This is a genomic window from Pseudomonas moorei (assembly GCF_008801475.1).
GTDB classification, from domain to species: Bacteria; Pseudomonadota; Gammaproteobacteria; order Pseudomonadales; family Pseudomonadaceae; genus Aquipseudomonas; species Aquipseudomonas moorei.
Genome location: NZ_VZPP01000005.1, coordinates 84,475 through 108,905, shown reverse-complemented (window position 1 = coordinate 108,905; position 24,431 = coordinate 84,475). Strand labels below are relative to the sequence as shown.

Here is a 24,431-nt window from a genome sequence, read left to right as displayed (position 1 = left end):
ATGAATGTAGTCACCACCGACCTGCCCGGTGTTCTGATCATTGAACCCAAGGTATTTGGTGACGAGCGGGGCTTCTTTTACGAAAGCTTCAACGCGAAGGCTTTCGAAGAAGCGACTGGCCTGAACACACAATTCGTTCAGGACAACCACTCGCGCTCGCAAAAAGGCGTGCTTCGTGGCTTGCATTACCAACTGCAAAACACCCAGGGCAAACTGGTTCGTGTCACGGCCGGTGAAGTGCTCGACGTCGCCGTCGACATCCGCCGCAGCTCGCCGCATTTCGGAAAATGGGTCGCGGTGCGCCTGTCCGCCGCCAATAATCGCCAACTGTGGATTCCTGAAGGTTTTGCCCATGGCTTCGTGGTGTTGAGCGAGTTCGCCGAGTTCCTCTACAAAACCACTGACTACTACAACCCGTCGTCCGAGCGCAGCATTCGTTGGGATGACCCGGACCTGGCCATCGACTGGCAACTGGACGCCGAGCCGCAACTGTCGGCCAAGGATAAGGTCGGGGCCTTCCTCAAGGACGCCCAGGTATTTGCCTGAAACCCGGACCTAAGCTTCATCGCGCAGGCACACCCGCCCCAAGGTGCGCAGACTGCGCCCGCAAGCCTAGGCATAATGCGCCTGTACCCACAGGCGCTCGATGCTTATGACCCCGACCCTCCCCCGCAGACCTCGCTGGCGCAGCCTGGCGCTGCTCGCCTTGTGCCTGGCGCCGTTGTTGTGGCCGCTGGAGCATCTGGCCGAGCGCTATTACCGCAGCGAACTGGCCAGCCAGAACCGGCAGACCCTGGACCTCTATGTCGCCAACCTGCTGGGCACCCTGCATCGCTATGAAGTACTGCCGCAGATCCTCGGCGATCTGCCGGCCTTGCGCGCCGTACTCGGTGCGCCGGACGACGGCGTTACCCAGGGCAATGCCAACCGCCTGCTGAAAAACATCAGCGCCCAGACCGGCGCCGAAGTCATGTATCTGATGGACACCACGGGCAAGACTCTGGCGGCGTCCAATTGGGACAAGCACGACAGTTTCGTTGGCCGTAACTTTGCCTTCCGCCCCTACTTCAGCGAGGCCATGGCCGGGCGGCTGGGGCGCTTTTTCGGGCTGGGCACCACTTCCGCCAAACGCGGCTACTTCTTCGCCGCGGCGGTGCGCGACGGCGAGAAAATCATCGGCGTACTGGTGGTGAAGGTTGACCTCGACCACACCGAAAGCCTGTGGGGCAAAACCCCCGAACAACTGCTGCTGACCGACCATAACGGCGTGGTCATCATCACCTCGCGGCCGGAATGGCGCTTTCGCGCGACCCGTCCGCTGAACGATGAAGAGAGCAAGGCCATCACCGCGATCCAGCCTTACCCGACGCGGGAGCCCCAGCCCTTGAATCTCAATCCCAACGCCTGGCTGACCCAGACCCAGTCGATCGCGGAAACCGGCTGGGACGTCAGCATCCTCGCACCGCGCACCCTGATTGACCGCCCGGTGCGCACGGTGGTCGCCATCGGTGGCGCCACGTTGTTGGTATTGATGCTGCTGCTCGGCCTGATGATGCAGCGCCGCCGCCATTACCTTGAACGAATCGCTTTCGAAGCCAAGGCCCGACGCGAACTGGAAGCCCGGGTTGCCGAACGCACCAGCGATCTGGAAGGCCTCAACCGTCGATTGAAACAGGAAGTGCTGGAGCGCGAGCAGGCCCAGCAAGAACTGGTGCGCGCCCAGGACGATCTGGTGCAGGCCGGCAAACTGTCGGCGCTGGGCACGATGTCGGCGAGCATCAGCCACGAACTCAACCAACCGCTGGCGGCGATTCGCAGCTACGCGGAAAACGCTGAAGTGCTGCTCGATCACCAGCGTACCGACGATGCGCGGGGCAACCTCAAGCTGATCAGCGAACTGACCGGGCGCATGGCCTCGATCATCGCCCATCTGCGCGCCTTTGCCCGCCGTGATCGGCACGCCCCGGAAAGCGTCGCCCTGCAACCGGCGCTGGACGATGCCCTGGCATTGCTGGCCAAGCGTCGGCGCAGCATGGAGGTCGAACTGATCCGCGACCTGCCTGCCGCCACCCTGTGGGTCGAGGCCGGAGAAACCCGCCTGCGTCAGGTGCTTGGCAATCTGCTGGCTAACGCCCTGGATGCCCTGACAGAAAAAGGCCCGCCGCGAAAACTCTGGCTCAGTGCCCAATCCACCGCCGATGGCGTCAACCTGTACATTCGCGACAATGGCCCCGGCTTTTGCATGGAAGCCCTTGGCCGCGCCAGCGAGCCCTTCTACACCACCAAGACCCGCACCCAGGGCCTTGGGCTGGGGCTGGCGATCTGCGAAACCCTGATGCGCGCCTTCGGTGGTGAACTGTCGTTCGCCAACCACAAGGAAGGTGGCGCGTTGATTACCCTGAAGCTGCGCGCAGGCGCACCGGGTGTGAGCCTGCAACCGTCCGAGGACCGAAGTGCATGACCATCGACAACCGCATCCAGGTCGTGTTGATCGACGACGATCCCCACCTGCGCCAGGCCCTGAGCCAGACGCTGGATCTGGCCGGCCTGAAAATCCTGCCACTGGCCGAAGCCAAAGGCCTGGCCGCACAACTGGAACGCGACTGGCCGGGCGTGGTGGTGAGCGATATCCGCATGCCAGGCATGGACGGCCTGGAACTGCTGACGGAACTCCACGCCCAGGACCCGGAGTTGCCGGTGCTGCTGATTACCGGTCACGGTGACGTGCCCCTGGCGGTGCAGGCCATGCGCGCCGGGGCCTACGACTTCCTCGAAAAACCTTTCGCCAGCGACGCCCTGCTCGACAGCGTACGTCGCGCCCTGGCCTTGCGCCGACTGGTGCTGGACAACCGCAGCCTGCGTCTGGCCCTGAGCGATCGCAATGAATTGAGCGCCCGCCTGGTCGGGCAATCGCCCTCGATGCTACGGCTGCGCCAACAAATCGGGGCCTTGGCGGCGACCAAGGCCGACGTGCTGATCCTTGGCGAAACCGGGGCCGGCAAAGAAGTGGTCGCGCGGGCGCTGCATGACCTGTCGAACAGACGCAGCGGTCCATTCGTGGCGATCAATGCCGGCGCACTGGCCGAGTCGGTGGTTGAAAGCGAGCTGTTCGGTCACGAGCCAGGCGCCTTCACGGGCGCGCAGAAACGCCGTATCGGCAAGTTCGAATTCGCCAACGGCGGCACGCTGTTTCTCGATGAAATCGAAAGCATGAGCCTGGATGTGCAGGTGAAATTGCTGCGGTTGCTGCAAGAACGGGTGGTCGAACGCTTGGGCGGCAATCAGCTGATACCGCTGGACATCCGCATCATCGCCGCCACCAAGGAAGACCTGCGCCAGTCCGCCGATCAGGGACGCTTTCGCGCCGACCTGTATTACCGTCTGAATGTCGCACCGCTGCGTATTCCCCCCCTGCGCGAGCGCGGCGAAGATACCTTGATGCTGTTCCAGCATTTCGCCGATGAAGCCAGCGCCCGCCACGGCTTGCCGCCCAACGAGCTGCAACCGGGGCAACGGGCGCAGCTGCTGCGCCATACCTGGCCGGGCAACGTGCGCGAACTGCAAAACGCCGCCGAACGTTTCGCCCTCGGCCTGGAGCTGGCACTGGACAATGCAGAGCTGCAAGACACTGCGGGAGCACCGCTGACGGTGGTCAGCGGTGGCCTGAGCGAGCAAGTGGAAAACTTCGAAAAAACCCTGATCGCCGCCGAACTGGCGCGCTCGCACAGTTCGCTGCGCAGCGTCGCCGAAGCCTTGGGCATTCCACGCAAGACCTTGCACGACAAGCTGCGCAAGCACGGCTTGAGCTTCGCCGACAGTGGCGCCTCCAGCCACACCGACGAACTCGATTGAGCCACGGTCAAATCATCCATTTAAAACAAGAGGCCCTGCATGAACCGCGACAGTCGTTACCTGGAAAACGTTCTCCATCACGACATCCCCCTCACGCGGGACATGGGCCTCAAAGTGCTCGACTGGCACGATCAGCAGCTGCGCCTGTATTTGCCGCTGGACGCCAACGTCAACCACAAGAGCACCATGTTCGGCGGCAGCCTGTATTGCGGCGCGGTGTTGGCCGGCTGGGGCTGGCTGCATTTGCGAATGAAAGAAGAAGGCATTGAAGACGGGCACATCGTGATTCAGGAAGGGCAGATCAGCTACCCGCTTCCGGTGACCGGCGATGCGAACGCCATTTGCCAGGCGCCGAGTGTTGCGGTGTGGAAGAAATTCCTGACCATGTACCAGCGTTACGGCCGGGCGCGTTTGACCCTGCATACGCGGGTCGTGAATGCGGGAAGCGAGGAAGACGCCGTGACGTTCACCGGGCAGTACGTACTGCACCGCTGAAGCGCGATGACCATCGTAGGAGCCGGCTTGTTGGCGATTCATGCAACGCGGTGTGTCAGACACACCGCATCGCTGGCAAGCCAGCTACAGGTTAGCCAGCGCCAACAATTTATCCCGCCACGCCGCCTTCGCCGGCAGCGCCAAAAAGAACTCATTCAATAGCGATTCCCGCGCCGGATAGCTGAATGGCGCGCCACTCAACTCCAGCACCTCGCCACCCGCCCCTTCCAGCACCCCTTGCGCGGCCGCCGTGTCCCACTGCGAAGTCGGTGCCAGGCGCGGATAACAATCCGCCGCCCCTTCGGCCAACAGGCAAAACTTCAGTGAGCTGCCGATATTGGCCAGTTCCAGCTCGCCCAGGCTGGCGCTCAACCCGGCCAGCAAACGTTCCTGTTCAGGGCTGGAATGGCGACGGCTGGCGACTACGGTGAACGCCACACCCGCCGGCGGTACTTCGCGAACCTGGATCGGCAGCGGCGCTTCACCCCTGTCGCCACGCCAGGCGCCCAGCCCGGCACCGCCCACGTAGAAGCGCCCGCTGGTCGGCATCGACACCACACCAAACACCACACGCCCCTGCTCGATCAGGGCGATGTTGACGGTGAACTCTTCACTGCCGGAAATGAATTCCTTGGTCCCGTCCAGCGGATCGACCAGCCACCAGCGCTGCCACCCGGCGCGCACGCTCCGGGGGATGTTGGCGTCCTCTTCGGACAGCACCGGAATGCTCGGATCGAGTGCCGTCAGCCCGGCCAGAATCAGATGATGGGCAGCCAGGTCGGCGGCGGTCACCGGAGAGTCGTCGGCCTTGGCCGTCACCGCCGTGCCTGTGCGCCAGAACGGCAGGATCGCGTCGCCCGCCTGCAAGGCCAGTTCAACCACCGGCGCCATCAATGGATGAGGAAAATTCATGGCAGGAACACTCCACGTTGAGTCAGCAGGTCACGGGCCAGGTACAGCGCCGCCAAGGCTCGCCCCTCAGTGAACTGCGGGTTTTGCGCCAGAGCGGACAGCTCGCGCAGGTTGACCTTGCTCTGACCCATCGGCTCCGGCTCGTCGCCCTCCAGACGTTCCTCATAGAGGTCGGTGGCCAGTACCACCTGGATCTTCTGGCTCATGTAGCCGGGCGACAACGACAACTCGGTCAGATGCTCCAATTGCCGCGCACCGAAACCAGCCTCTTCCTTGAGCTCCCGCTCGGCCGCCGCCAGCACGTCTTCACCCGGCTCGATCAAGCCTTTGGGCAGCGACAGTTCGTATGCATCGGTGCCGCCGCAATACTCTTCGACCAGCACTGCATGATCGGCGTCGAGCATCGCCACAACCATCACCGCGCCATACCCGGCACCCTTGCCGACCAATCGCTCATAAGTGCGCTCTACGCCATTGGAAAAGCGCAACTTCAGTTCTTCGACACAGAACAAACGGCTGGTGGCGACGATCTCGCGGGCGAGGACGGTGGGTTTCTGGCGCATGAGCGGCTCCTGGGCAATAGCGGGTTACTATACCCGGCCTATCCTGATTGTTGTCTTCGGATACCTTTTTTACGCTGGAGAAGTTTTTATGTCCCTGCTGCCCTGGCACGACATCGACACCGTTCTGCTGGACATGGACGGCACGCTGCTGGACCTGCACTTCGACAACCATTTCTGGCTGGAGCACCTGCCCCAGCGTTATGCCGACTTGCACGGGATAAGCCGGGCCATGGCCGAGCTGGAACTGCAGCCGCTGTTCGAGCGCAATGCCGGTCAGTTGCAGTGGTATTGCCTGGATTTCTGGAGTGCCGAACTCAAGCTGCCGGTACGCGAACTGAAGCTGGAAACCGCGCACCTGATCGCCCTGCGCCCCGATGCGGACACCTTCCTGGCGGCGATCAAACGGGCCGGCAAACGCGTGGTGCTGATCACCAATGCCCACCGTGACTCTCTGTCATTGAAGCTGGAAAAAATCGAACTGGCGCCCTACTTCGAACGCTTGATCAGCTCCCACGACTACGGTTTCCCCAAGGAAAACCCGCAGTTCTGGGAGGCGTTGCAGGCGGACATCGACTTCGATCCGGCGCGCAGCCTGTTTATCGACGACACCCTGCCGATCCTGCGCAGTGCCCGGGAATTTGGCGTGACGCATTTGCTGGCCGTGAAAGAGCCGGACAGCCGAAAAGGGCCGAAGGACACGGCAGAGTTTGCGGCGGTGGAGGATTATCGAGATTTGATTGCCGGGCTTTGAGACCTGACACCGTCATTGTGGCGAGGGAGCTTGCTCCCGCTCGGCTGCGCAGCAGGCGCACTTCAGCTGACATGATCTATCAGAAAGAACACATTAGCCGGATTGGGAGTGCTTCGCCCTCCAGCGGGAGCAAGCTCCCTCGCCACGGGTTTTGTTTTTACTCGGGAATTCGCAACGACTGCCCCGGATAGATCTTGTTCACATCCTTGAGCATCGGTTTGTTGGCTTCGAAAATTTTGTTGTACAGGTTGGCATTGCCGTACACACGCAGGGAAATGGCGCTCAGCGTGTCGCCCTTCTCGACCACGACAAACTTCGCCGCCACGACCACAGGCCCGATCACGGTGATCTGGTCTTCAACGCCGCTGACACCCGCCACGTTGCCCAGTGCCAGGAGGATTTTTTCCTTCTCTTCCTGCGTATTCGCTTCGCCGCTGGCAATGACCTTATCGCCCTCGACCTTCACCTGAATCTTCGACGTGTCGATCCCCGTCAGCGCGCTTTGCACATGTCGGGTCAACGCTTCACTGTTGGCTTCGGCCTTGTCCGGCGTCAGTGCATCGAGGATTTTTTCACCGGCTTCTTTTAGAAAACTGAACAGACTCATCGGGCGCTCTCCATGGGAATTAAGTGTTCAGACGCAAAAGCCTAGACCACCCCTGTGACTTGTGGATCCAACCCGACCAATGACGCCGCTGCCCCCGGGAGATAGAATCGGCACCTGCTCAACCCCCTGGAGCCGCCCTGGAGCGAAGATGGACATCAAGCAGCTGAAATTCCTCATCGCTCTCGACGAAACCCGTCATTTCGGCCAAGCCGCCGCGCGCTGCCACATCACCCAGCCGACCCTGTCCATGCGCCTGCGCAACCTTGAAGAAGAACTCGACTTGCCGCTGGTCAATCGCGGTCAGCGCTTCGAAGGCTTCACCGCGCCGGGCGAGCGGGTGCTAGCCTGGGCGCGCACGGTGTTGGCCGCCTACGACGGCTTATACGCCGAGGCCGCCGCCTGTCGTGGCAACCTGGTCGGTACTTTGCGCCTGGGCGTGGTGCCGTTGTCGAGTTTCGATCCACTGCCGCTGCTGCAACACCTGCACGCGCAACACCCGAACCTGCGCTTCGAACTGTCGGCGTTGAGCTCCGAGCAAATCCTCGAACAACTGGCGAATAACCGGCTGGATATCGGCGTTTCATATCTGGAGCGCCTGGACGGTGAACGCTTCGAGTCGCTGACGTTCAGCGAAGCGCGCATGGGCCTGCTGTACGATCAGCGTTTCTTCAACTTCGGCGAGTCGCCTCTGACTTGGGAATCGTTGATCGAACTACCGCTGGGCATGCTCACCAGTGGCATGCACTTTCGCCAGTCCATTGACCACAACTTCCACATCCGTGGCCTGACGCCGCAACCGTTGCTGCAAACCGACGCAGTGCATCAATTGCTACAAGCGGTGCACGGCGGTCTGTGCTGTGCCGTGATGCCGCTTGACGGCGGTTTTGAACAGCTCACCGACCAACTGCGCCTGCACCCCATCGACAATGCCCAGACCCTGGCCCGGCTGGGGCTGATCATGCGGCGCAGCGCCCCACGCTCAGCGTTGGCGGAAGCCTGTTTTGCGATTTTGCAGCAATCGCTACCGAAGGCTTGATCGACGCTATCTATCGGTGGATCAGTAATAGCAATTAGACGCGACACGTTGTCGCGCCTAGTCTTAAAGCTGATCAAACCGTAGGTGATGCCATGAACGCCAAGCGCCCTGACTGCTCGGCGCCCGCCTCCACAACGCCCGAGCCCGCTGCCAGCCAGACTTACAGCTACAGCAACCTTCAATACACCGAATCAGCCAGCACCGCGTTGGCCGAGGAAGTCGCGTTGGCGATTGCCTACAACGGCATCAGCCAGGCGGTCATGCTGGTGACACCGACCGATCTCGAAGACTTCGTCGTCGGCTTCAGCCTTGGAAGCGGCATCATCCAGGACGCGTCCGAGATTTATGACCTGCAACTCAGTGGCTCGGGTTCGGCGCAGTACGCGCAAGTGACCATTGCCAACCGCGCGTTCTGGAACCTCAAGCAACAGCGTCGGCAACTGGCCGGCACCAGCGGTTGCGGGCTCTGCGGCGTGGAAGCGGTCGAACAGGCATTGCCGGACCTTCAAGTGCTGCCCGGCGCACCGTTGCCGCCCGCCGAATGGCTCGACGGCCTGCGCCAGCGCATCAGTGAGTTCCAGCCGCTTGGCCAGTATTGCGGTGCGGTACACGCTGCGGTGTTCATGAACGATCAGGGCCAATTGTTGCTGGGTCGTGAAGACATCGGCCGGCACAACGCCCTCGACAAACTGATTGGTGGCCTGATCCGTCGCAACATATCGACCACCGGCGGGCTGGCGATTGTCACCAGTCGCTGCAGCCTCGAATTGATCCAGAAAGTGCTGCGCGCCGGCATCCAGACCCTGGTCAGCCTGTCCTCGCCCACCGGCCTTGCCGTGCAATGGGCCCGTCGTCACAACCTCAATCTCATCCATCTGCCACAAAAGAATGCGCCACGGGTTTACAGCCCGGCTTTGGAGAATCAAGCGTGAGTCAACACCGTCAAGCCGACCAGACACCCGTTCCTCGCTACAAACCCTACAAAGGTCCGGCCGGTGGTTGGGGCGCACTGATCAGCGTCGCCCAGGCCTGGTTGACCAGCGACAACGCGCTGAAAAACCTGCGCATGATGCTCAAGACCAACAAGAACGGCGGTTTCGACTGCCCTGGTTGCGCCTGGGGCGACTCGCTGGAAGGCGGCATGGTGGCGTTCTGCGAGAACGGCGCCAAAGCGGTGAACTGGGAAGCGACCAAACGGCGTGTCGATGGCAAATTTTTCGCCAGACACAGCGTCACTTCGTTGCTGGAGCAGAGCGACTACTGGCTTGAATACCAGGGCCGCCTGACCGAGCCTTTGCGCTACAACGCCGAGACCGATCGCTACCAACCCATCAGCTGGGACGATGCCTTTGCCCTGATCGCCAAACATCTGCGCGGTTTGTCGAGCCCGGATCAAGCCGAGTTCTACACCTCTGGGCGTGCCAGCAACGAAGCGGCTTTTCTCTATCAATTGTTCGTGCGCGCCTATGGCACCAACAACTTCCCCGACTGCTCGAACATGTGCCATGAAGCCAGTGGTGTCGCGTTGGCGCAAAGCGTTGGCGTCGGCAAAGGCACCCTGACTTTCGATGACTTTGAACACGCCGATGCCATTTTCGTCTGGGGCCAGAACCCCGGCACCAACCACCCGCGGATGCTTGAGCCGCTGCGTGAAGCGGTGAAACGCGGCGCACAAGTGGTGTGCATCAACCCGCTCAAGGAACGTGGCCTGGAACGCTTCCAGCACCCGCAACACCCGATCGAAATGCTCACCAACCGCGACAAGCCGACCAACACCGCATACTTCCGCCCGGCACTGGGCGGCGACATGGCGATCATGCGCGGCATGGCCAAGTTCCTGTTGCAGTGGGAGCGCGACGCGCAGAAGGCGGGGGAGCCTGCGGTGTTCGATCACGACTTCCTCAATGAGCACTGCGTCAACGTGCTGGATTACCTCGCGGTCATCGACGACACCCCGTGGGAGCAGATCGTCGAGCAATCCGGCCTGCCTCTGGTGGAAATCGAGCAGGCGGCGCGCATGTACGCCAAGGGCAAGAACGTCATCATGTGCTGGGCGATGGGCATCACCCAGCATCGTCACTCGGTGGCGACCATCCAGGAAATTGCCAATCTGATGCTGCTGCGCGGCAACATCGGGCGGCCGGGCGCGGGCCTGTGCCCGGTGCGTGGCCACAGTAACGTGCAGGGAGATCGGACCATGGGCATCAACGAGCGCCCGCCGGTGGCGTTCCTTGATGCGCTGGAGCGTCGTTTCCAGTTCAAAGTGCCGCGCGAAAACGGCCACAACGTGGTTGAAGCGATTCACGCCATGGCCGAGGGTCGGGCAAAAGTGTTCATTGCCCTGGGCGGTAACTTTGCCCAAGCCACTCCCGACAGCCCACGGACCTTCCAGGCCCTGAGCAATTGCGACCTGACCGTGCAGATCAGCACCAAGCTCAACCGCAGCCATCTGGCCCACGGTAAGGACGCATTGATTCTGCCGTGCCTGGGTCGCACCGATATCGACCGACAAACCGAAGGCCCCCAAGCGGTCACCGTCGAGGACTCGTTCAGCATGGTCCACGCCTCCAATGGCCAATTGGAACCGCTGTCGAACCAGATGCGTTCGGAGCCGGCGATTCTGGCCGGCATTGCGGCAGCCACGCTGGGCAGCCACCCGGTGGACTGGAACTGGTTGGTCGCGGACTACAGGCGCATCCGCGACCTGATTGCCGACACCATCCCTGGCTTCAAGGACTTCAACGAGAAAATCAAGAATCCGGGTGGCTTCTACCTCGGCAACAGCGCCGGTGCGCGCAAGTGGAACACCGCGTCAGGCCGAGCCAATTTCCGCCCGAATGCGCTGCCGGAGAACCTGGTGCACGAGCGCACCCGCGCCACCGGCGTACTGCCGGACCTGATCCTGCAATCGATGCGCTCCCACGATCAGTACAACACCACGATCTATGGGCTCAATGACCGCTATCGCGGGGTGAAAGGCCAACGTGACGTGTTGTTCGTCAACGAAGCCGACATCATTCGCCTGGGCTTCAAGCCGGGGCAGAAGGCTGACATCGTATCAATCTGGGATGATGGCCTGGAGCGTCGGGTGAAAGGCTTTACGCTGCTGGCGTTTGATATCCCGGCCGGGCAAGCGGCGGCCTACTATCCGGAAGTGAACCCCTTGGTACCGCTGGAAAGCACTGGGGATGGCAGCCATACGCCCACCTCGAAGTTCGTCGCCATCCGCCTGGAAGCGGCGAGCGAGACCGGATTGATCATGGCCAGGTCGGCTTAAGCGGCGACTGATCCAGCACTATCGCGAGCAAGCTCGCCCCCACCGATTTTTGTGTCAACACAGATCCATTGTGGGAGCGAGCTTGCTCGCGATGGCGCCATCACAGACAACAAATATTGCGGGGCAATCACTTTCCCATCGCCCACAAAAAAGGCCGTTTTTTCTCAAAAACGGCCTTTGCCAAGTAGCTACAGACCGGCCTAAAACCGTTAAGTTCCGCCCCAAAAACAGTAACTTATCGAAATGTGCGCAAGTCGTGTTACTCGTCGGATTTCGATTGTCACACTCCTGACACAGCCTCAGGATCGCGCCGTCATCCCCTTGAGGTTCCTTTATGAAGTTCTCCTCGATTCTCTTGTTGTCCCTTGGCCTGGTCAGTGGCTTCGCCTCCGCTGGCGGCACCACCGAAGCAGGTGTGGGCGGCGCATTGGGCGGGGTTCTGGGCTCAGTCGTCGGTCAGTCGTTAGGCGGCAATACAGGTTCCACCATTGGCGCGGCCCTGGGCGGCGCGGGTGGTAGCGCAGTCGGCGCAAACAAACACAGCCGTGGCGAAGCAGCCATTGGTGGTGCGCTGGGCGCAGCAGGCGGTAACGTGGTCGGCCGCAGCATGGGCGGCACCTCCGGCAGCCTGATCGGCTCCGCGGCAGGCGGCGGCCTGGGTGGCGCGCTGGGTAACCACATGGGTAACCTGAGTAACGACGATGACGACGATCGTCGCTCCTATCGTGGCCATGATGATCGTGGTTACTACCGTCACGGGCACCCAGGGCGCGGCCATGCCTATGGGCATCGCAAACACCACAGGTACTATCACGACCGCGACTGAGGCCTCGATCGCCTCGTCAGCCGGTACTTCAAAAAATCGCAGCCCAAGGGCTGCGATTTTTTTTGTCCGTCTAAACCACCAGGCGCTCCAGCGCTGCACGCAACCGGGCAGGAATCGCCACCGGCTGATTTGACGCACGATCCACAAACACATGCACGAAGCGCCCCGCCGCACAGGCTTCGTCTTCCCCGGCCTTGAACACTGCCAGCTCATACTGCACCGAACTGTTGCCCAACTTGCCCACCCGCAAGCCGATTTCGATCCGTTCCGGGAAGGCGATGGAAGCGAAGTAATCACAGGCCGAACTCACTACGAATCCCACCACCTCGCCACCGTGGATATCCAGCCCCCCAACCTCGATCAGGTAGGTGTTCACCGCCGTATCGAAGAAGCTGTAGTAGGTCACGTTATTCACGTGACCATAGGCATCGTTGTCGTGCCAGCGCGTGGTGATGGGTTGAAAATGTGGGTAATCGGAGCGTTGAGGCATCAGCGTGGGTTCCTGAAGTCGGGCTGCCAGTCTACGTCGAAAACCATGTTACGAAGCATCGTCAGGGGACACCGCGCTTGCCAGATGCTGTTCAGCCCACCCACGTACCTCGGCGTACGGATAATCCTCAAGCACTGCAAACCCCGAGATCGCCCGCGCCTTGAGTTTGGTGAACAGCGGCACGCTGATCCCGCAGAGAAACCGTGTCACCCGCTCGGCTGATGGCACACCGCCTGTGTACTGTTCGTGCCTGTGGATAAAATCCCCGCACAAGCGCTCAAAGTTTTTATCCACAAGCGCCGGCAATGGCGGTGGCTCCGGCAATCGCGCCACCTGCCCGTGACACACCGAGCAATGTCCGCATTGCGTTGGGGCATTGGCGTCGCCGAAATACTCGGCCAGGCGATAACCCAGGCATTGCTCGGTAGCGAACAGATCCAGCATGGCGTGAATCCGCGCGATCTCGGTTTGTTCATGCCGGGTGAAATACCCATGCAGTTCTTCACTCAACGCGACGCTATCGAAGCCGGTTTGCAGCAGGCTATAGACCTCGGTCATCAGCTTGCTTTCCAGTTCGACCCAACCCTTCTCCTGAAAGTAATCCAGCGCCTTGACCACCCGGCTGCGCTCGGCCTGGTGCTGCTGATACAACGCCTCGAAATTCACCGTAGCCCAGGTCCGCGCGCGGCTGGAGGTCTGGATGATCGCCGCGACGAACGCCCTGCGCTCGCCCTCGAAACGTGCCAGCAACGCATCGGGCTCCAGCAAATACTTGAAACGGTATTCGGCGTAGTAGGCGTAACGCGGGGCGATCAGGCCCCGCAGTTCCAGCTGCACCAGCAAGGTCTTGAGCGGCAGTTGACGAATGTTGCTCTGATCCGCCAAAGGCCCCAGCAAAAACTCCCATTGCCCCTCGGGCGCGGCGGCCTGCATTTCGTCGAGTACGCAGCGAATGCCGTCCAGCTCCGGGGTGTCGCCATAGACAAAGTTTTCCAGCACGTTGAGGCTGTCGCGGTTGGCCAGGACCAGGCAGTCGGAGGGCTGTCCGTCACGCCCGGCACGGCCGATTTCCTGGCTGTAGTTTTCGATGGATTTGGGCAGGTCGAAATGCACCACGTTGCGGATGTCGCTCTTGTCGATGCCCATGCCGAACGCGATGGTGGCGACGATGCAATTGGACTGCCCGCCCATGAAACGCTTCTGGATCGCTTCGCGTTGCTCATGGGGCAACCCGGCGTGATAGGCCTCGGCCGGAATGCCGTGGCGGCCCAGGTGCTCGGCGATCTGTTCGGCGGTTTTCTGCAGAGTGACGTAGACGATGCCCGGCTGGTCGGGACGCTGGCTCATCCACTCGACAAGACGTTGGCGCTTGTCCTGCCCGCGCACCGGTTCCACCAACAGATTGAGGTTCGACCGATAGAAACCGGTGGTCACCACATCCTCGGGGGCGATGGCGAATTTGCCCTGCATGTCGACGATCACTTTGGGCGTCGCAGTCGCCGTCAGCAGCAATACCTGAGGGATGTTGAACTGGCGCTGATAGTCGGGAAGCTTGAGGTAGTCGGGGCGGAAGTTGTGGCCCCACTCCGAGATGCAATGCGCCTCGTCCACCACCAGCAGCGAGATCGGCACTTGCTGCAAGAAGTTGCGAAAGCGCTCGTTTTTCAGGCGCTCCACCGAGATCATCAAAATCTTCAATTCACCGGACTTGGCCCGGGCCATGACATCGCTAGCGTCATCGCGGCTCTGGGCCGAATCGATACTGCCCGCGGCTATGCCGTGGCGCTGCAGGAACGCCAGTTGATCCTGCATCAATGCCAGCAACGGCGAGACCACCAGCGTCAGGTGCGGCAACAAGACCGCCGGAAGCTGATAACACAGGGACTTGCCGGAGCCCGTGGGGAAAATCGCCGCCGCCGAGCGCCCCGCCAGCACCGCGCTGACCGCCGCCTCCTGGCCGGGCCGAAACTGTGGATAACCGAAAACCTGTTCCAGGGTGTTGTGCATAAGCTGTCACTCCGTTGACCGCTGCGAAGAGCAAAGCCTAGCCGGCGATTGCAGCGGGTCGAGAAAAGGTCGGGGCGGAAAAAGATACGGGATGATACAGCGGATGGTTCGGCAGCATCGCAAGGCTTATGGAATGTCGCGACTGTCAGGGCGCCATCGCGAGTAAGCTCGCACACAAGGATCCCCCGTCGTTCACGAACTTGAGGATGATGCAAAGCCTGTGGGAGCGGGCTTGCCCGCGAAGAGGCCGGCCCATTCACTACAAAACTCGAAACACCCTACCGTTTCTGAAGCGCCCTTTACCGAGCTTTTCGACGCGTTGACTGATAAAGCCGTAGGTATTTTTACCACTGCCAGTTTCAGGTTAAAAAACCGCCACCCACTCGTAGGCTTCTTCCTCAAACGTCAGTAAAAACCCTACAAAACCTGTCCATCTCAGCCGTCTTGTGGCACCGGCTCACGCCCTTCTATAGTTTCCGACGCGGCTGAAATCAGTGAATCGGCCTGCCGGGCACACCTGCCGTTTTCGCACAGGACTCACCTTGATGATCAACCCCGAATCACTCAACGACCGCTATCGCCCGCTCAACACCCGCTGCAGCGAAACCCCGGTGCTGGTGATCGACACCGAAGCCGATCCCGTCGAGATCCTCGACGCCGCCCAGCAGCGCATCCGCGCCGCCAGTGACCTGTTGGAAACCCTGTACTGCCTGTGCTTCAAAGAGGCCAACGCCAGCGACATCCCCAATATCGTTGGCGCACTGTACCTGCTGACCCAGGACGGCAATGCCCTGCTCGACATCGCCCGGCAACGTCTGCCGAAACTCACAGGCCAAGCCCCACCATGTCCCCCTGTGGGAGCTGGCTTGCCAGCGATGAACGATCACGCAGTGCACTGTGGGTAAGTGCGTCAGCAACGCCCTATGCAAGCTTCGGAACGGTCCTACAGAAGACAACTTGTCGGCTGTCGCCGGCGGGGGACGCAAACCTATAGTCCGGACTGTCGCTGCCAAATCAGCGACTCGGGCTTGGTCACCCGATGGAACACATAAACACGTCCGTTGTATGCTGCCGGCACCTCAAGTGTCTGCAAGCTTTATGGTGGCTGTGTTTGGGACGCCTTCGGGCGTGCCGGTCTTATGTGTTCTTCCGGTTGACCAACCCGAACACAGTCCGCCTCCATCGCTTGGTCACGATGACAGCGGTTCATCCGATGCATTTGAGAATACATAAAATGAAAAAATGGAATCCATTCACCAACGAACGCTACCTCCCGCTCCACACCAACCTCACCAACACCCCACCCCTGATCATCGACACCGAAGCCAATCCCCAGGACATCCTCGAAGCCGCCCTCCAGCGCATCCGAGCCTCCAGCGACCTGCTCCGAACCCTGCACTGCCAAAACTTCCACGACGGCGATGTCGAAGACATCCCCCACATCACCCACGCGCTGTACCTGCTGACCCAGGACGGCTGCGACCTGCTCAAGGTCGCCCAGCAACGCATGCTCAACTGGAAAGCGCCAGCCTGAAGTCGAGTGAACAGATCGTTCCCACTTTCTACGTGAGAACGATCAAACACCTGGCACAACTGCATAGATGAAAGTCCATTCAGTCTGATCGATATTCTGACTGCGGATAAGCGCAAAGCATTGAAAGCTGTCATCGAACACTGGAGATAACCATGAGCAAGTTTTTTGATGAGCTGATGGAAAGCGTGCAACAGATGGACGAGATCGTTCGGGGCGAACGTCGGCCTTCCCGCGAATTCCGGGTCGACGCATTACAGGTCAAAGAAATTCGTAAGGCTACCGGCCTGACTCAGGCCAAGTTCGCAGCGTTGATCGACGTCCAGCTCGGCACTTTGCGCAACTGTGAGCAGGGCCGCCGCGAGCCAACAGGGCCGGCTAAAGCCCTGCTCAAATCGATTCATAATGATACCGTTCATGTGTTGAACGCATTAGCCACCTGAGACAATCATGAACCTCGCCTCCGATCTCCCCGACGATCCCACCCTCCACCAGCTCATCCAGCTGCTACACGAAGAAATTGGCCTGCCCGAACGCAAAACCATCTGCCTCGACACCTCGATCAACTTCGATCTGGGTTGCAACGGCGCGGATGCCCAGCACTTGATCGAAAGCCTGGAAGAACAATTCGCCATCGACTTCATCGACTACGACGCCTATCGCTACTTTCAGCCGGAAGGGTTTGATGTCTTCCTCAAGCGCAGGGCAAAGGGACGTGGCGACAAAGTCCCACTGACTATCGGAATGCTCTACAGAGCGATCAAGGCCCAGCGGTGGGATACATCAGAATTGGAGGGCATGGAGCTAAACGCATAAGTGCCATTATTCTGGTCGTTTAGCGCCGATTCGGCTGGAATAATGGCAGTTATGTTTTCTGCCGAACTGAATCAGGCCCACAAAAAAACCGCCCCGAAGGGCGGTTTTTTCATTGCATCAAACCAACGCTTACAACTGAGGACCGGCAGCCTTGATCGCGTCGCTCACGTCGAACTTCTTGAAGTTCTCGATGAACAGGCCGGCCAGCGCTTTGGCGGCTTCGTCGTAGGCGGCTTTGTCAGCCCAGGTGTTGCGTGGGTTCAGCAGGCCAGTCTCAACGCCCGGTACGGCCAGTGGCACGTCGAGGTTGATGGTGTCCAGGTGCTCGGTCTCGGTACCGATCAGCGCGCCACTCTGGATCGCTGCGATCACCGCACGGGTGGTCGGGATGTTGAAGCGCTTGCCGACGCCGTAGCCGCCGCCAGTCCAGCCGGTGTTGACCAGGTAGACCTTGGAGCCGAAGCCGCGGATACGCTTGATCAGCAGCTCTGCGTATTCGCCAGCCGGACGCGGGAAGAACGGTGCGCCGAAGCAGGTGGAGAAGGTCGACTTGATGCCGCTGCCCGAACCCATTTCAGTCGAACCCACCAGAGCGGTGTAGCCGGACAGGAAGTGGTAGGCCGCTTGCTCTTCGTTGAGGATCGACACTGGCGGCAGCACGCCGGTCAGGTCGCAGGTCAGGAAGATCACAGCGTTCGGCTCGCCACCGAGGTTCTTCTCGGAACGCTTGGCAACGTGCTCCAGCGGGTAGGCAGCGCGGCTGTTCTGGGTCAGGCTGACATCGGTGTAGTCGGCGTGCTTGGCGTCATCGATCACGACGTTTTCCAGGACGGCGCCGTGCTTGATGGCTTTCCAGATAACCGGCTCGTTCTTCTCGGACAGGTCGATGCACTTGGCATAGCAACCGCCTTCGATGTTGAACACCACGCCCTCGCCCCAACCGTGCTCGTCGTCACCGATCAGGTAACGGCTTTCGTCGGCGGACAGGGTGGTTTTACCGGTGCCCGACAGACCGAAGAACAGGGTCACGTCGCCCTCTTCGCCGATGTTGGCGGCGCAGTGCATTGGCAGCACGTCGGCGGCCGGCAGCAGGAAGTTCTGCACCGAGAACATGGCTTTCTTCATTTCACCGGCGTAGCGCATGCCAGCGATCAGCACTTTCTTCTGAGCGAAGTTGATGATCACGCAACCATCGGAGTTGGTGCCGTCACGCTCTGGAACGCATTCGAAGTTGGCGACGTTGAGCACTTGCCACTCATCACGACCAGCCGGGTTGTACTGGGCCGGGTTGATGAACAGGCAGCGACCGAACAGGTTCTGCCAGGCAGTCTGGGTGGTCATCTTCACGGCCAGGTAGTGCTCGGAAGCCGCACCTACATGCACGTGGGAAACGAAATGCTCTTGCGCGTTGTTGAACGCCTCAACGCGGTTCCACAGGGCATCGAACTTGTCGGCCGGGAACTTGCGGTTGATCGGGCCCCAGGCGATGGCGCCCGTGGTGGTCGGCTCATCAACAATGAAACGATCGACTGGCGAACGGCCGGTACGGTGACCGGTGCGAACAACCAGTGCGCCGGTATCGGCAAGCTCGCCTTCACCGCGGTTGAGGGCTTCTTTGACCAGATCATCAACACTCAGATCGGTGTACACGGCGTTATTGGCTTGCGTCATGAGGTTCCCCGTCGGCCAGTGGCCGAGTGCTCCAAACGTTTTGTAGTAGAAAGTCGTGCACTACTACCGCGAAAAAAGTGGGCCGGATTATGCCAGAAAAGCCCAAAAATAGTAGGGCCCTCCCGTCGTAACGGCGTTATTCCGGCACAAACCAGTGAATTTACCTGCGCTGAACCGTTTTAGTGACGGGTATCTGACGGCGTCTCGACACCCGCACCAGCGAACAATTGAGTGACATCGGCGGCGTCAAACAAGTACTGATGGTTGCAGAACTGGCAGTCGATCTCGATTTTTCCACCGTGCTCAATCACCAGGTTCTGCGCGTCTTCCATACCCAGACTGACCAGGGCATTGGCCGAACGCTCTCGCGAACAACTGCAACGGAAACGCAGTTTCTGCACGTCGAACATACGCACCTGCTCTTCATGATAGAGGCGATGCAGCACGGTTTCGTTGTCCAGGCTCAGCAATTCATCGGAGGTCAGGGTGGTGGCCAGCGCGGTGAGGTGCTGCCAGCTGGCAGCGCGTTCTTCTTCGTCCTTCAAACGGTCGGCGGGCAGTTGTTGCAGCAACAGGCCACGGGCGCGACGGCCATCGGCGCAGAGCTTGATGCGAGTGCCAATCTGCTGCGACATGACGAAGTAGTTGGTGAAGCAGTCGGACAACGTTTCGCCATCCAGATCGACGACGCCCTGATAGCGTTGGCCCTGGTTCGGGTCAATGGTCAGGGTCAGCGAGCCATCGGGCATCAAGTCGGCCAGGGTTGCGTCGGCGGCGATCCGGTCCGCCTCGTATCGCGCCAGGCCACGAATGTCGCGCTCACTGGAACATTCGATCATCAACAGCGGGATCGGGCCTTCGGAACGGGCTTGAAGGATCAGCAAACCGTCGAACTTCAATGTTCCGACCAGCAACGCCGCAGCAGCCATCAACTCGCCGAGCAGTTGCGCGACCGGCTCCGGATAGGCGTGTTTGGCCAGGACTTCAGCGTAGCTGAGCTCCAGCGAAACCATCTCGCCACGGGTGTCGCTGTCATCGAAGATGAAGCGTTGGGTGAAGTCGTTATCCGGTAAGTCGGTCATAAGTCTGGTATCTGAAGTGGTGACAAAAGTAGTGACAGAATTCGAGGTTACGCCTTGGCTATAGCGTATTGCTGCCTGGTTTTGGGTTAGAGGCCGATGGCGGTGTGCGTTTTACGACGAATGGCACAGGCTAGTCAGGCCAATTACCTCATATGGCTACGCGCAGGCGCAATTACAAGTCTTGGCCTGACTCAGTTGATCGGTGGGTTCGGTCAATCATTCGTTGCTGCTCCCACGAAACTTGAACAGATCCCGCCGCTGTTTCTTGCTTGGCTTGCCGTCAGTACTCACACCCAGGGCGCCAGCCTTGCGCTGGGCCGCGGCATTTTCGCGCTTGGCAATACTGGCTTCGGTTTCGGCGTACAGCGTCTGTGCTTCCGGCGCGCCACGGCGAACAATCGACAGTGCCTGGACCACCACCGTGCGCTCCTCGAAACCGGTGCGAATCACAAACTCATCGCCAATGCGCGGTTCCTTGCCCGGTTTGCAACGCTCACCCCGGCAATGCACCTTGCCGCTTTCAATCGCTGCCTTGGCCAGGGCTCGGGTTTTGTAAAAACGCGCGGCCCACAACCATTTATCGAGGCGGACTTTGTCGTCCTCTTCGTTTTTTTGTGCCATGGGATTTCCTCATTCTGAAATATTGGTGAACTGTACTACCGTTTCTGTCGTACCAAGAATTACCTCGTCTCGGATTACAATGCAGGCATTCCAGAACCTCCCTGACGGGCTGGAAATCCGGGCCGTAGATATCTGTCGCCTTTTAATCATTATTCTGCGTGAATACCGCGAATCCGGCCGCGTGCGGCCGAGCGGTTACTACCGGTTGAGCACCTTTGAAGACATTTGACCATTTGACCGTCGTCGGTCTGCGCGAGTGGGTGGCGCTCCCGGATTTGGGAGTGGCAGGCCTTCGGGCAAAAATCGACACCGGCGCCAGCACCTCCAGCCTGCATGCCACCGACATCGAGACATTCGAGCGCGACGGTGAGCAGTGGGTGCGCTTCACCGCGCACCTGGGCACGGTGGTGCAATTGCGTCATCGCCGCTGCGAAGCACCGTTGGTGACGATGAAAACCATTAAAAGCTCTAACGGTCACGCGCAGGTGCGATACGTGATCAGCACCACCCTGGCCCTGGGTGATCGGGTCTGGCGAGTCCAGTTCACACTCGCTTGCCGCAAATCCATGCGATATCGCCTGTTACTCGGTTCCAAAGCCCTGATCGATGGCCAGTTGGTGGTCAATCCGGGCATTAAATATGTACAAGACAAGCCGGTGTTCCCGGTATCTACCTCCTCCACAGGTGTTGCATGAAGATCGCTGTGCTGTCGCGGAACCCGCGTCTGTATTCCACCCGCCGCCTGGTCGAAGCCGGTACTGAACGCGGCCATGAAATGGTGGTGGTCGACACCCTGCGCGCCTACATGAACATCGCCAGCCACAAACCTCAGATCCACTACCGCGGCAAGCCGCTCGAAGGTTTCGATGCGGTGATCCCGCGCATTGGTGCATCGGTCACGTTCTATGGTTGTGCGGTATTGCGCCAGTTCGAAATGATGGGGGTTTTTCCGCTTAACGAATCGGTGGCCATCGCCCGCTCGCGGGACAAACTGCGCTCATTGCAATTGCTGTCACGCCGGGGCATCGGTTTGCCGGTAACCGGGTTTGCCCACTCGCCGGACGACATTCCCGACCTGATTGCGATGGTCAACGGCGCACCACTGGTGATCAAGGTGCTCGAAGGCACCCAGGGCATCGGTGTGGTGCTGTGCGAAACCGCTACGGCGGCAGAGTCGGTGATCGAGGCGTTCATGGGCCTCAAGCAAAACATCATGGTTCAGGAGTACATCAAGGAGGCCGGCGGCGCCGACATTCGCTGCTTCGTGGTGGGTGACAAGGTGATTGCGGCCATGAAGCGCCAGGCCAGGCCTGGAGAGTTTCGTTCCAACCTGCATCGCGGTGGCAGTGCCAGCCTGATCAAGATCACGCCGGAAGAACGCATGACGGCGTTGCGGGCAGCGAAGGTCATGGGACTGGCGGTGGCGGGTGTGGATATCCTGCGCTCCAATCACGGACCGCTGGTGATGGAGGTGAATTCGTCGCCGGGCCTGGAGGGTATCGAGACCACCACCGGCAAGAACGTGGCGGGGATCATCATCGAGCATCTGGAAAAGAATGGCGGGCCGAACATGACGCGGACCAAAGGGAAGGGCTGATCCTGGAGGCTTGTGGCGGCTGGAAGGCCGCCTTCGCGAACAGGCTCGCCTACAGGGGATTACATTCCAATGTGGGTGCCTGCTCGCGGTGGGGCCATCAACCCCACCGAAGAAGTCAGCGCTTAAACCGCATCCCGCGGCAGCATCAACCCCAGCGGCAAGCGCACCCGCGCTTCCAGCCCTCCGCCGGAACGGTTACGCAGTTCAACATTGCCGCCATGCATCGAAGCAATCCGCTTCACGATTGCCAACCCCAAACCGGTTCCCTTTCCGCCCCGTGCACGGTCGCCACGGGTGAACGGGTTGAAGATCGCTTCCAGTTCCGCGGGGTCGATACCGGCACCACGATCCATGACGCTCAGCACCACATAAGGGGCGGCGGTGTCCCCAGACACATAGGCCGCCACTTCCACACCACTTCCGGCGTGGTGCAGCGCGTTGCCAATCAGGTTGTTCAGCAGTCGCTTCATCGACACCCGCCGCAACGGGAATGGCTGGATGGGCTCCAGACGCAAGCGCACTTTCTCTTCGGTCTGGTTGTACGGCGCGGCGACTTCGCGGACCAGATCGCTCAGGTCCACCTCCTCCACCGACTCGTCGCGGCCGTCGCGGATGAACGCCAGGAACTGGTCGAGAATCGCATCCATGTCCTCGATGTCGCGAACCATGTCGTCGGTCAGGTCGCTGCGGTCGCCCATCAACTCCAGGGACAAGCGCAATCGGGTCAACGGCGTACGCAGGTCATGAGACACCCCGGCCAGCATCAGTTCGCGCTCGCGACCGGCCTGCTCGACATCTTCGGCCATCTGGTTGAAAGCGCGGTAAACCTCGGTCATTTCGCTCGGCGTATCGCTGATCGGCAAACGCACGCTGCGACCCTGGCCAAGTTGACGTGCGGCATAGACCAGACGCTTCAGAGGTTGATTGAGCTGGCTGACAAAAATCCACGCCGCTGCGGTGGACAGCAGGCCAATGGCGAGGAACCAGCCCAGGACGTTCCAGATTTTCTGGCCGCGTAGCGGATGCGGGTACAGCGGTACTTTCAGCCAGCCTTCACCCAGGCTTGGCGCCCGGACCCACAACGCCGGCGGCGCATGCATGCGCAATCGCACCTCGGTGTCCGCCCCCAGTTCGGCCTGCATCTGCCGCTGGTAGATCTCGCTGTAGGGCCAGTGTTGTTCACCTTCCGGCACGCCGGCACCTACCACCCGTATCAGGGGTACGGCATCGGCGATCTTGTCGCGGTTTTTTTCATCGGCCGCCCAGTACGCGCGCAACGTCAGGGCGACACCGTGGCTGTACTGACGGTCCACCAGCACGTCCTCGTTCATCAACAGATAAACAAGGGTCAGTGCCTTGGAGAACAGGACAACGATGAGCACCAGCCAAAGGGTGCGGGAGAAAAAGCTCTGGGGGAACCAAACCGGGGTTTTCATGGATAACCGCTACACACTTGCAGGAGCGAGGAATGCTCGCACATTGCGGATCGCGAGTCTGCGGGCATGATCATATGACCCCTGGCCCGCACGACCCGCTCCTACAAAGCGCCGATCACTTGGTGGCGGCGCCATCCGGAACGAACACGTAACCCACACCCCAAACCGTCTGGATGTAACGCGGCTTGGACGGATCAGGCTCGATCATCCGACGCAGACGGGAAATCTGCACGTCAATGGAGCGCTCCAGGGCATCCCACTCGCGACCACGGGCCAGGTTCATCAGCTTGTCACGGGTCAATGGCTGACGGGCATTCATCACCAGCGCCTTGAGTACCGCAAACTCACCGGTGGTGAGCATGTGCACTTCTTCACCGCGTTTGAGCTCGCGGGTGGCCAGGGACAGTTCGTAGTCGCCGAAAGTCACGCTTTCGTCTTCGCTGCCCGGTGCGCCCGGCACCGGGGCCGATTGACGACGCAACACAGCCTTGACGCGCGCCATCAGCTCGTCCGGGTTGAACGGCTTGGCCAGGTAATCGTCAGCGCCCAGCTCCAGGCCCTTGATGCGGCTCAGCTCATCGCCCTTGGCGGTCAGCATGATGATTGGAATCTGGTTGTTCGCGCCACGCAGGCGACGGCAGGCGGTCAGGCCGTCTTCGCCGGGCAGCATCAGGTCGAGAACGACCAGATTGAACACTTCGCGCGCCAGCAGGCGATCCATTTGCTCGGTATTCGGGACGGCACGGGCGCGGTAGCCCTTGCTGACGAAAAAACGCTCCAACAGGCTGCTGAGGCCCGGATCGTCGTCAACAATAAGAATTTTCTCGCCTTCAGCAATGTTTGCAGTGCTGCTCATTGGAT

25 protein-coding genes are annotated in these 24,431 nt (G+C 60.5%); 15 read left to right on the top strand and 10 right to left on the bottom strand.

The features are described 5' to 3' along the window. The 4 genes from rfbC (at window position 1) to F7R06_RS10730 (ending at window position 4,347) form a co-directional block, all read left to right on the top strand. A complete protein-coding gene (rfbC, locus tag F7R06_RS10745; protein ID WP_090327927.1) occupies window positions 1-546 on the top strand; it encodes a dTDP-4-dehydrorhamnose 3,5-epimerase in 546 nt (181 codons plus the stop codon). A 106-nt stretch (window positions 547-652) separates the two neighbouring features. After that, complete coding sequence (locus F7R06_RS10740) at window positions 653-2,461, top strand: sensor histidine kinase (RefSeq protein ID WP_090327924.1); 1,809 nt, start codon at window positions 653-655, stop codon at window positions 2,459-2,461. Beyond that, window positions 2,458-3,852, top strand: a complete 1,395-nt coding sequence (locus tag F7R06_RS10735) for a sigma-54-dependent transcriptional regulator (protein WP_090327921.1) — start codon at window positions 2,458-2,460, stop codon at window positions 3,850-3,852. The genes F7R06_RS10740 and F7R06_RS10735 overlap by 4 nt, the downstream gene beginning before the upstream one ends. Window positions 3,853-3,891: 39 nt before the next feature. Next, window positions 3,892-4,347, top strand: a complete 456-nt coding sequence (locus tag F7R06_RS10730) for a YiiD C-terminal domain-containing protein (protein WP_090327918.1) — start codon at window positions 3,892-3,894, stop codon at window positions 4,345-4,347. Window positions 4,348-4,431: 84 nt separating this feature from the next. Here F7R06_RS10730 and cysQ read toward each other — a convergent pair whose 3' ends face one another. Beyond that, window positions 4,432-5,259, bottom strand: a complete 828-nt coding sequence (gene cysQ, locus F7R06_RS10725) for a 3'(2'),5'-bisphosphate nucleotidase CysQ (protein ID WP_090327915.1) — start codon at window positions 5,257-5,259, stop codon at window positions 4,432-4,434. Beyond that, entirely contained in the window at window positions 5,256-5,822 is a 567-nt protein-coding gene (nudE, locus tag F7R06_RS10720) for an ADP compounds hydrolase NudE (protein WP_090327911.1), read from the bottom strand. Before nudE ends, cysQ begins: the two co-directional genes overlap by 4 nt. Window positions 5,823-5,910: 88 nt before the next feature. On the opposite strand from nudE, the gene yrfG reads away from it, so the two are divergent. After that, window positions 5,911-6,573: a GMP/IMP nucleotidase gene (gene yrfG, locus F7R06_RS10715; RefSeq protein ID WP_090327909.1), complete on the top strand. Its 663-nt coding sequence runs from the start codon at window positions 5,911-5,913 to the stop codon at window positions 6,571-6,573. 157 nt (window positions 6,574-6,730) lie between these two features. Here the strand turns inward: yrfG and lysM are convergent, their stop codons facing one another. Continuing rightward, entirely contained in the window at window positions 6,731-7,180 is a 450-nt protein-coding gene (gene lysM / locus F7R06_RS10710) for a peptidoglycan-binding protein LysM (RefSeq protein ID WP_090327905.1), read from the bottom strand. Between the two features lie 148 nt (window positions 7,181-7,328). On the opposite strand from lysM, the gene F7R06_RS10705 reads away from it, so the two are divergent. The 4 genes from F7R06_RS10705 to F7R06_RS10690 all read left to right on the top strand — a co-directional run bounded on the left by F7R06_RS10705 (window position 7,329) and on the right by F7R06_RS10690 (window position 12,319). After that, on the top strand, window positions 7,329-8,216 hold the full coding sequence (locus F7R06_RS10705) for a LysR family transcriptional regulator (RefSeq protein WP_090327903.1): 888 nt from the start codon (window positions 7,329-7,331) through the stop codon (window positions 8,214-8,216). Between the two features lie 92 nt (window positions 8,217-8,308). After that, window positions 8,309-9,148, top strand: a complete 840-nt coding sequence (gene fdhD, locus F7R06_RS10700; protein ID WP_090327899.1) for a formate dehydrogenase accessory sulfurtransferase FdhD — start codon at window positions 8,309-8,311, stop codon at window positions 9,146-9,148. Next, on the top strand, window positions 9,145-11,493 hold the full coding sequence (locus tag F7R06_RS10695; RefSeq protein ID WP_090327896.1) for an FdhF/YdeP family oxidoreductase: 2,349 nt from the start codon (window positions 9,145-9,147) through the stop codon (window positions 11,491-11,493). Before fdhD ends, F7R06_RS10695 begins: the two co-directional genes overlap by 4 nt. A gap of 334 nt (window positions 11,494-11,827) precedes the next feature. Beyond that, complete coding sequence (locus F7R06_RS10690; RefSeq protein ID WP_090327892.1) at window positions 11,828-12,319, top strand: glycine zipper domain-containing protein; 492 nt, start codon at window positions 11,828-11,830, stop codon at window positions 12,317-12,319. 70 nt (window positions 12,320-12,389) lie between these two features. Here the strand turns inward: F7R06_RS10690 and F7R06_RS10685 are convergent, their stop codons facing one another. Continuing rightward, a complete protein-coding gene (locus F7R06_RS10685) occupies window positions 12,390-12,809 on the bottom strand; it encodes an acyl-CoA thioesterase (protein WP_090327889.1) in 420 nt (139 codons plus the stop codon). A gap of 48 nt (window positions 12,810-12,857) precedes the next feature. After that, window positions 12,858-14,816, bottom strand: a complete 1,959-nt coding sequence (locus tag F7R06_RS10680) for a RecQ family ATP-dependent DNA helicase (RefSeq protein ID WP_090327887.1) — start codon at window positions 14,814-14,816, stop codon at window positions 12,858-12,860. Between the two features lie 545 nt (window positions 14,817-15,361). Between F7R06_RS10680 and F7R06_RS10675 the strand changes: the two genes are divergently transcribed. From F7R06_RS10675 to F7R06_RS10660, 4 genes are all read left to right on the top strand, one after another. Then, window positions 15,362-15,721, top strand: a complete 360-nt coding sequence (locus F7R06_RS10675; protein ID WP_090327884.1) for a hypothetical protein — start codon at window positions 15,362-15,364, stop codon at window positions 15,719-15,721. A gap of 329 nt (window positions 15,722-16,050) precedes the next feature. After that, the gene (locus F7R06_RS10670; protein ID WP_090327881.1) at window positions 16,051-16,350 is read left to right on the top strand and encodes a hypothetical protein; all 300 of its coding nucleotides are present in this window, start codon (window positions 16,051-16,053) and stop codon (window positions 16,348-16,350) included. Between the two features lie 152 nt (window positions 16,351-16,502). Then, the gene (locus F7R06_RS10665) at window positions 16,503-16,790 is read left to right on the top strand and encodes a helix-turn-helix domain-containing protein (RefSeq protein ID WP_090327879.1); all 288 of its coding nucleotides are present in this window, start codon (window positions 16,503-16,505) and stop codon (window positions 16,788-16,790) included. Window positions 16,791-16,797: 7 nt separating this feature from the next. Continuing rightward, window positions 16,798-17,163, top strand: a complete 366-nt coding sequence (locus F7R06_RS10660) for a DUF1493 family protein (RefSeq protein WP_090327876.1) — start codon at window positions 16,798-16,800, stop codon at window positions 17,161-17,163. A 129-nt stretch (window positions 17,164-17,292) separates the two neighbouring features. On the opposite strand, the gene F7R06_RS10655 is transcribed toward F7R06_RS10660, so the two are convergent. The 3 genes from F7R06_RS10655 to F7R06_RS10640 all read right to left on the bottom strand — a co-directional run bounded on the left by F7R06_RS10655 (window position 17,293) and on the right by F7R06_RS10640 (window position 20,537). Then, window positions 17,293-18,834, bottom strand: a complete 1,542-nt coding sequence (locus F7R06_RS10655; protein ID WP_090327873.1) for a phosphoenolpyruvate carboxykinase — start codon at window positions 18,832-18,834, stop codon at window positions 17,293-17,295. A 179-nt stretch (window positions 18,835-19,013) separates the two neighbouring features. Beyond that, window positions 19,014-19,916, bottom strand: a complete 903-nt coding sequence (gene hslO / locus F7R06_RS10645) for an Hsp33 family molecular chaperone HslO (protein WP_090327871.1) — start codon at window positions 19,914-19,916, stop codon at window positions 19,014-19,016. Window positions 19,917-20,132: 216 nt separating this feature from the next. After that, window positions 20,133-20,537, bottom strand: a complete 405-nt coding sequence (locus F7R06_RS10640) for an RNA-binding S4 domain-containing protein (protein WP_090327868.1) — start codon at window positions 20,535-20,537, stop codon at window positions 20,133-20,135. A gap of 215 nt (window positions 20,538-20,752) precedes the next feature. Between F7R06_RS10640 and rimB the strand changes: the two genes are divergently transcribed. Beyond that, window positions 20,753-21,232: a retropepsin-like aspartic endopeptidase RimB gene (rimB, locus tag F7R06_RS10635; protein ID WP_047536237.1), complete on the top strand. Its 480-nt coding sequence runs from the start codon at window positions 20,753-20,755 to the stop codon at window positions 21,230-21,232. After that, window positions 21,229-22,134: a 30S ribosomal protein S6--L-glutamate ligase gene (rimK, locus tag F7R06_RS10630; protein WP_090327866.1), complete on the top strand. Its 906-nt coding sequence runs from the start codon at window positions 21,229-21,231 to the stop codon at window positions 22,132-22,134. The genes rimB and rimK overlap by 4 nt, the downstream gene beginning before the upstream one ends. Window positions 22,135-22,256: 122 nt before the next feature. On the opposite strand, the gene F7R06_RS10625 is transcribed toward rimK, so the two are convergent. Both F7R06_RS10625 and ompR read right to left on the bottom strand, forming a co-directional pair. Next, complete coding sequence (locus F7R06_RS10625; protein ID WP_090327864.1) at window positions 22,257-23,570, bottom strand: ATP-binding protein; 1,314 nt, start codon at window positions 23,568-23,570, stop codon at window positions 22,257-22,259. Window positions 23,571-23,685: 115 nt separating this feature from the next. After that, window positions 23,686-24,426 (bottom strand): osmolarity response regulator transcription factor OmpR, encoded by a 741-nt coding sequence (gene ompR / locus F7R06_RS10620; RefSeq protein WP_020795794.1) that lies wholly within the window; start codon window positions 24,424-24,426, stop codon window positions 23,686-23,688. Window positions 24,427-24,431: the final 5 nt, after the last annotated feature.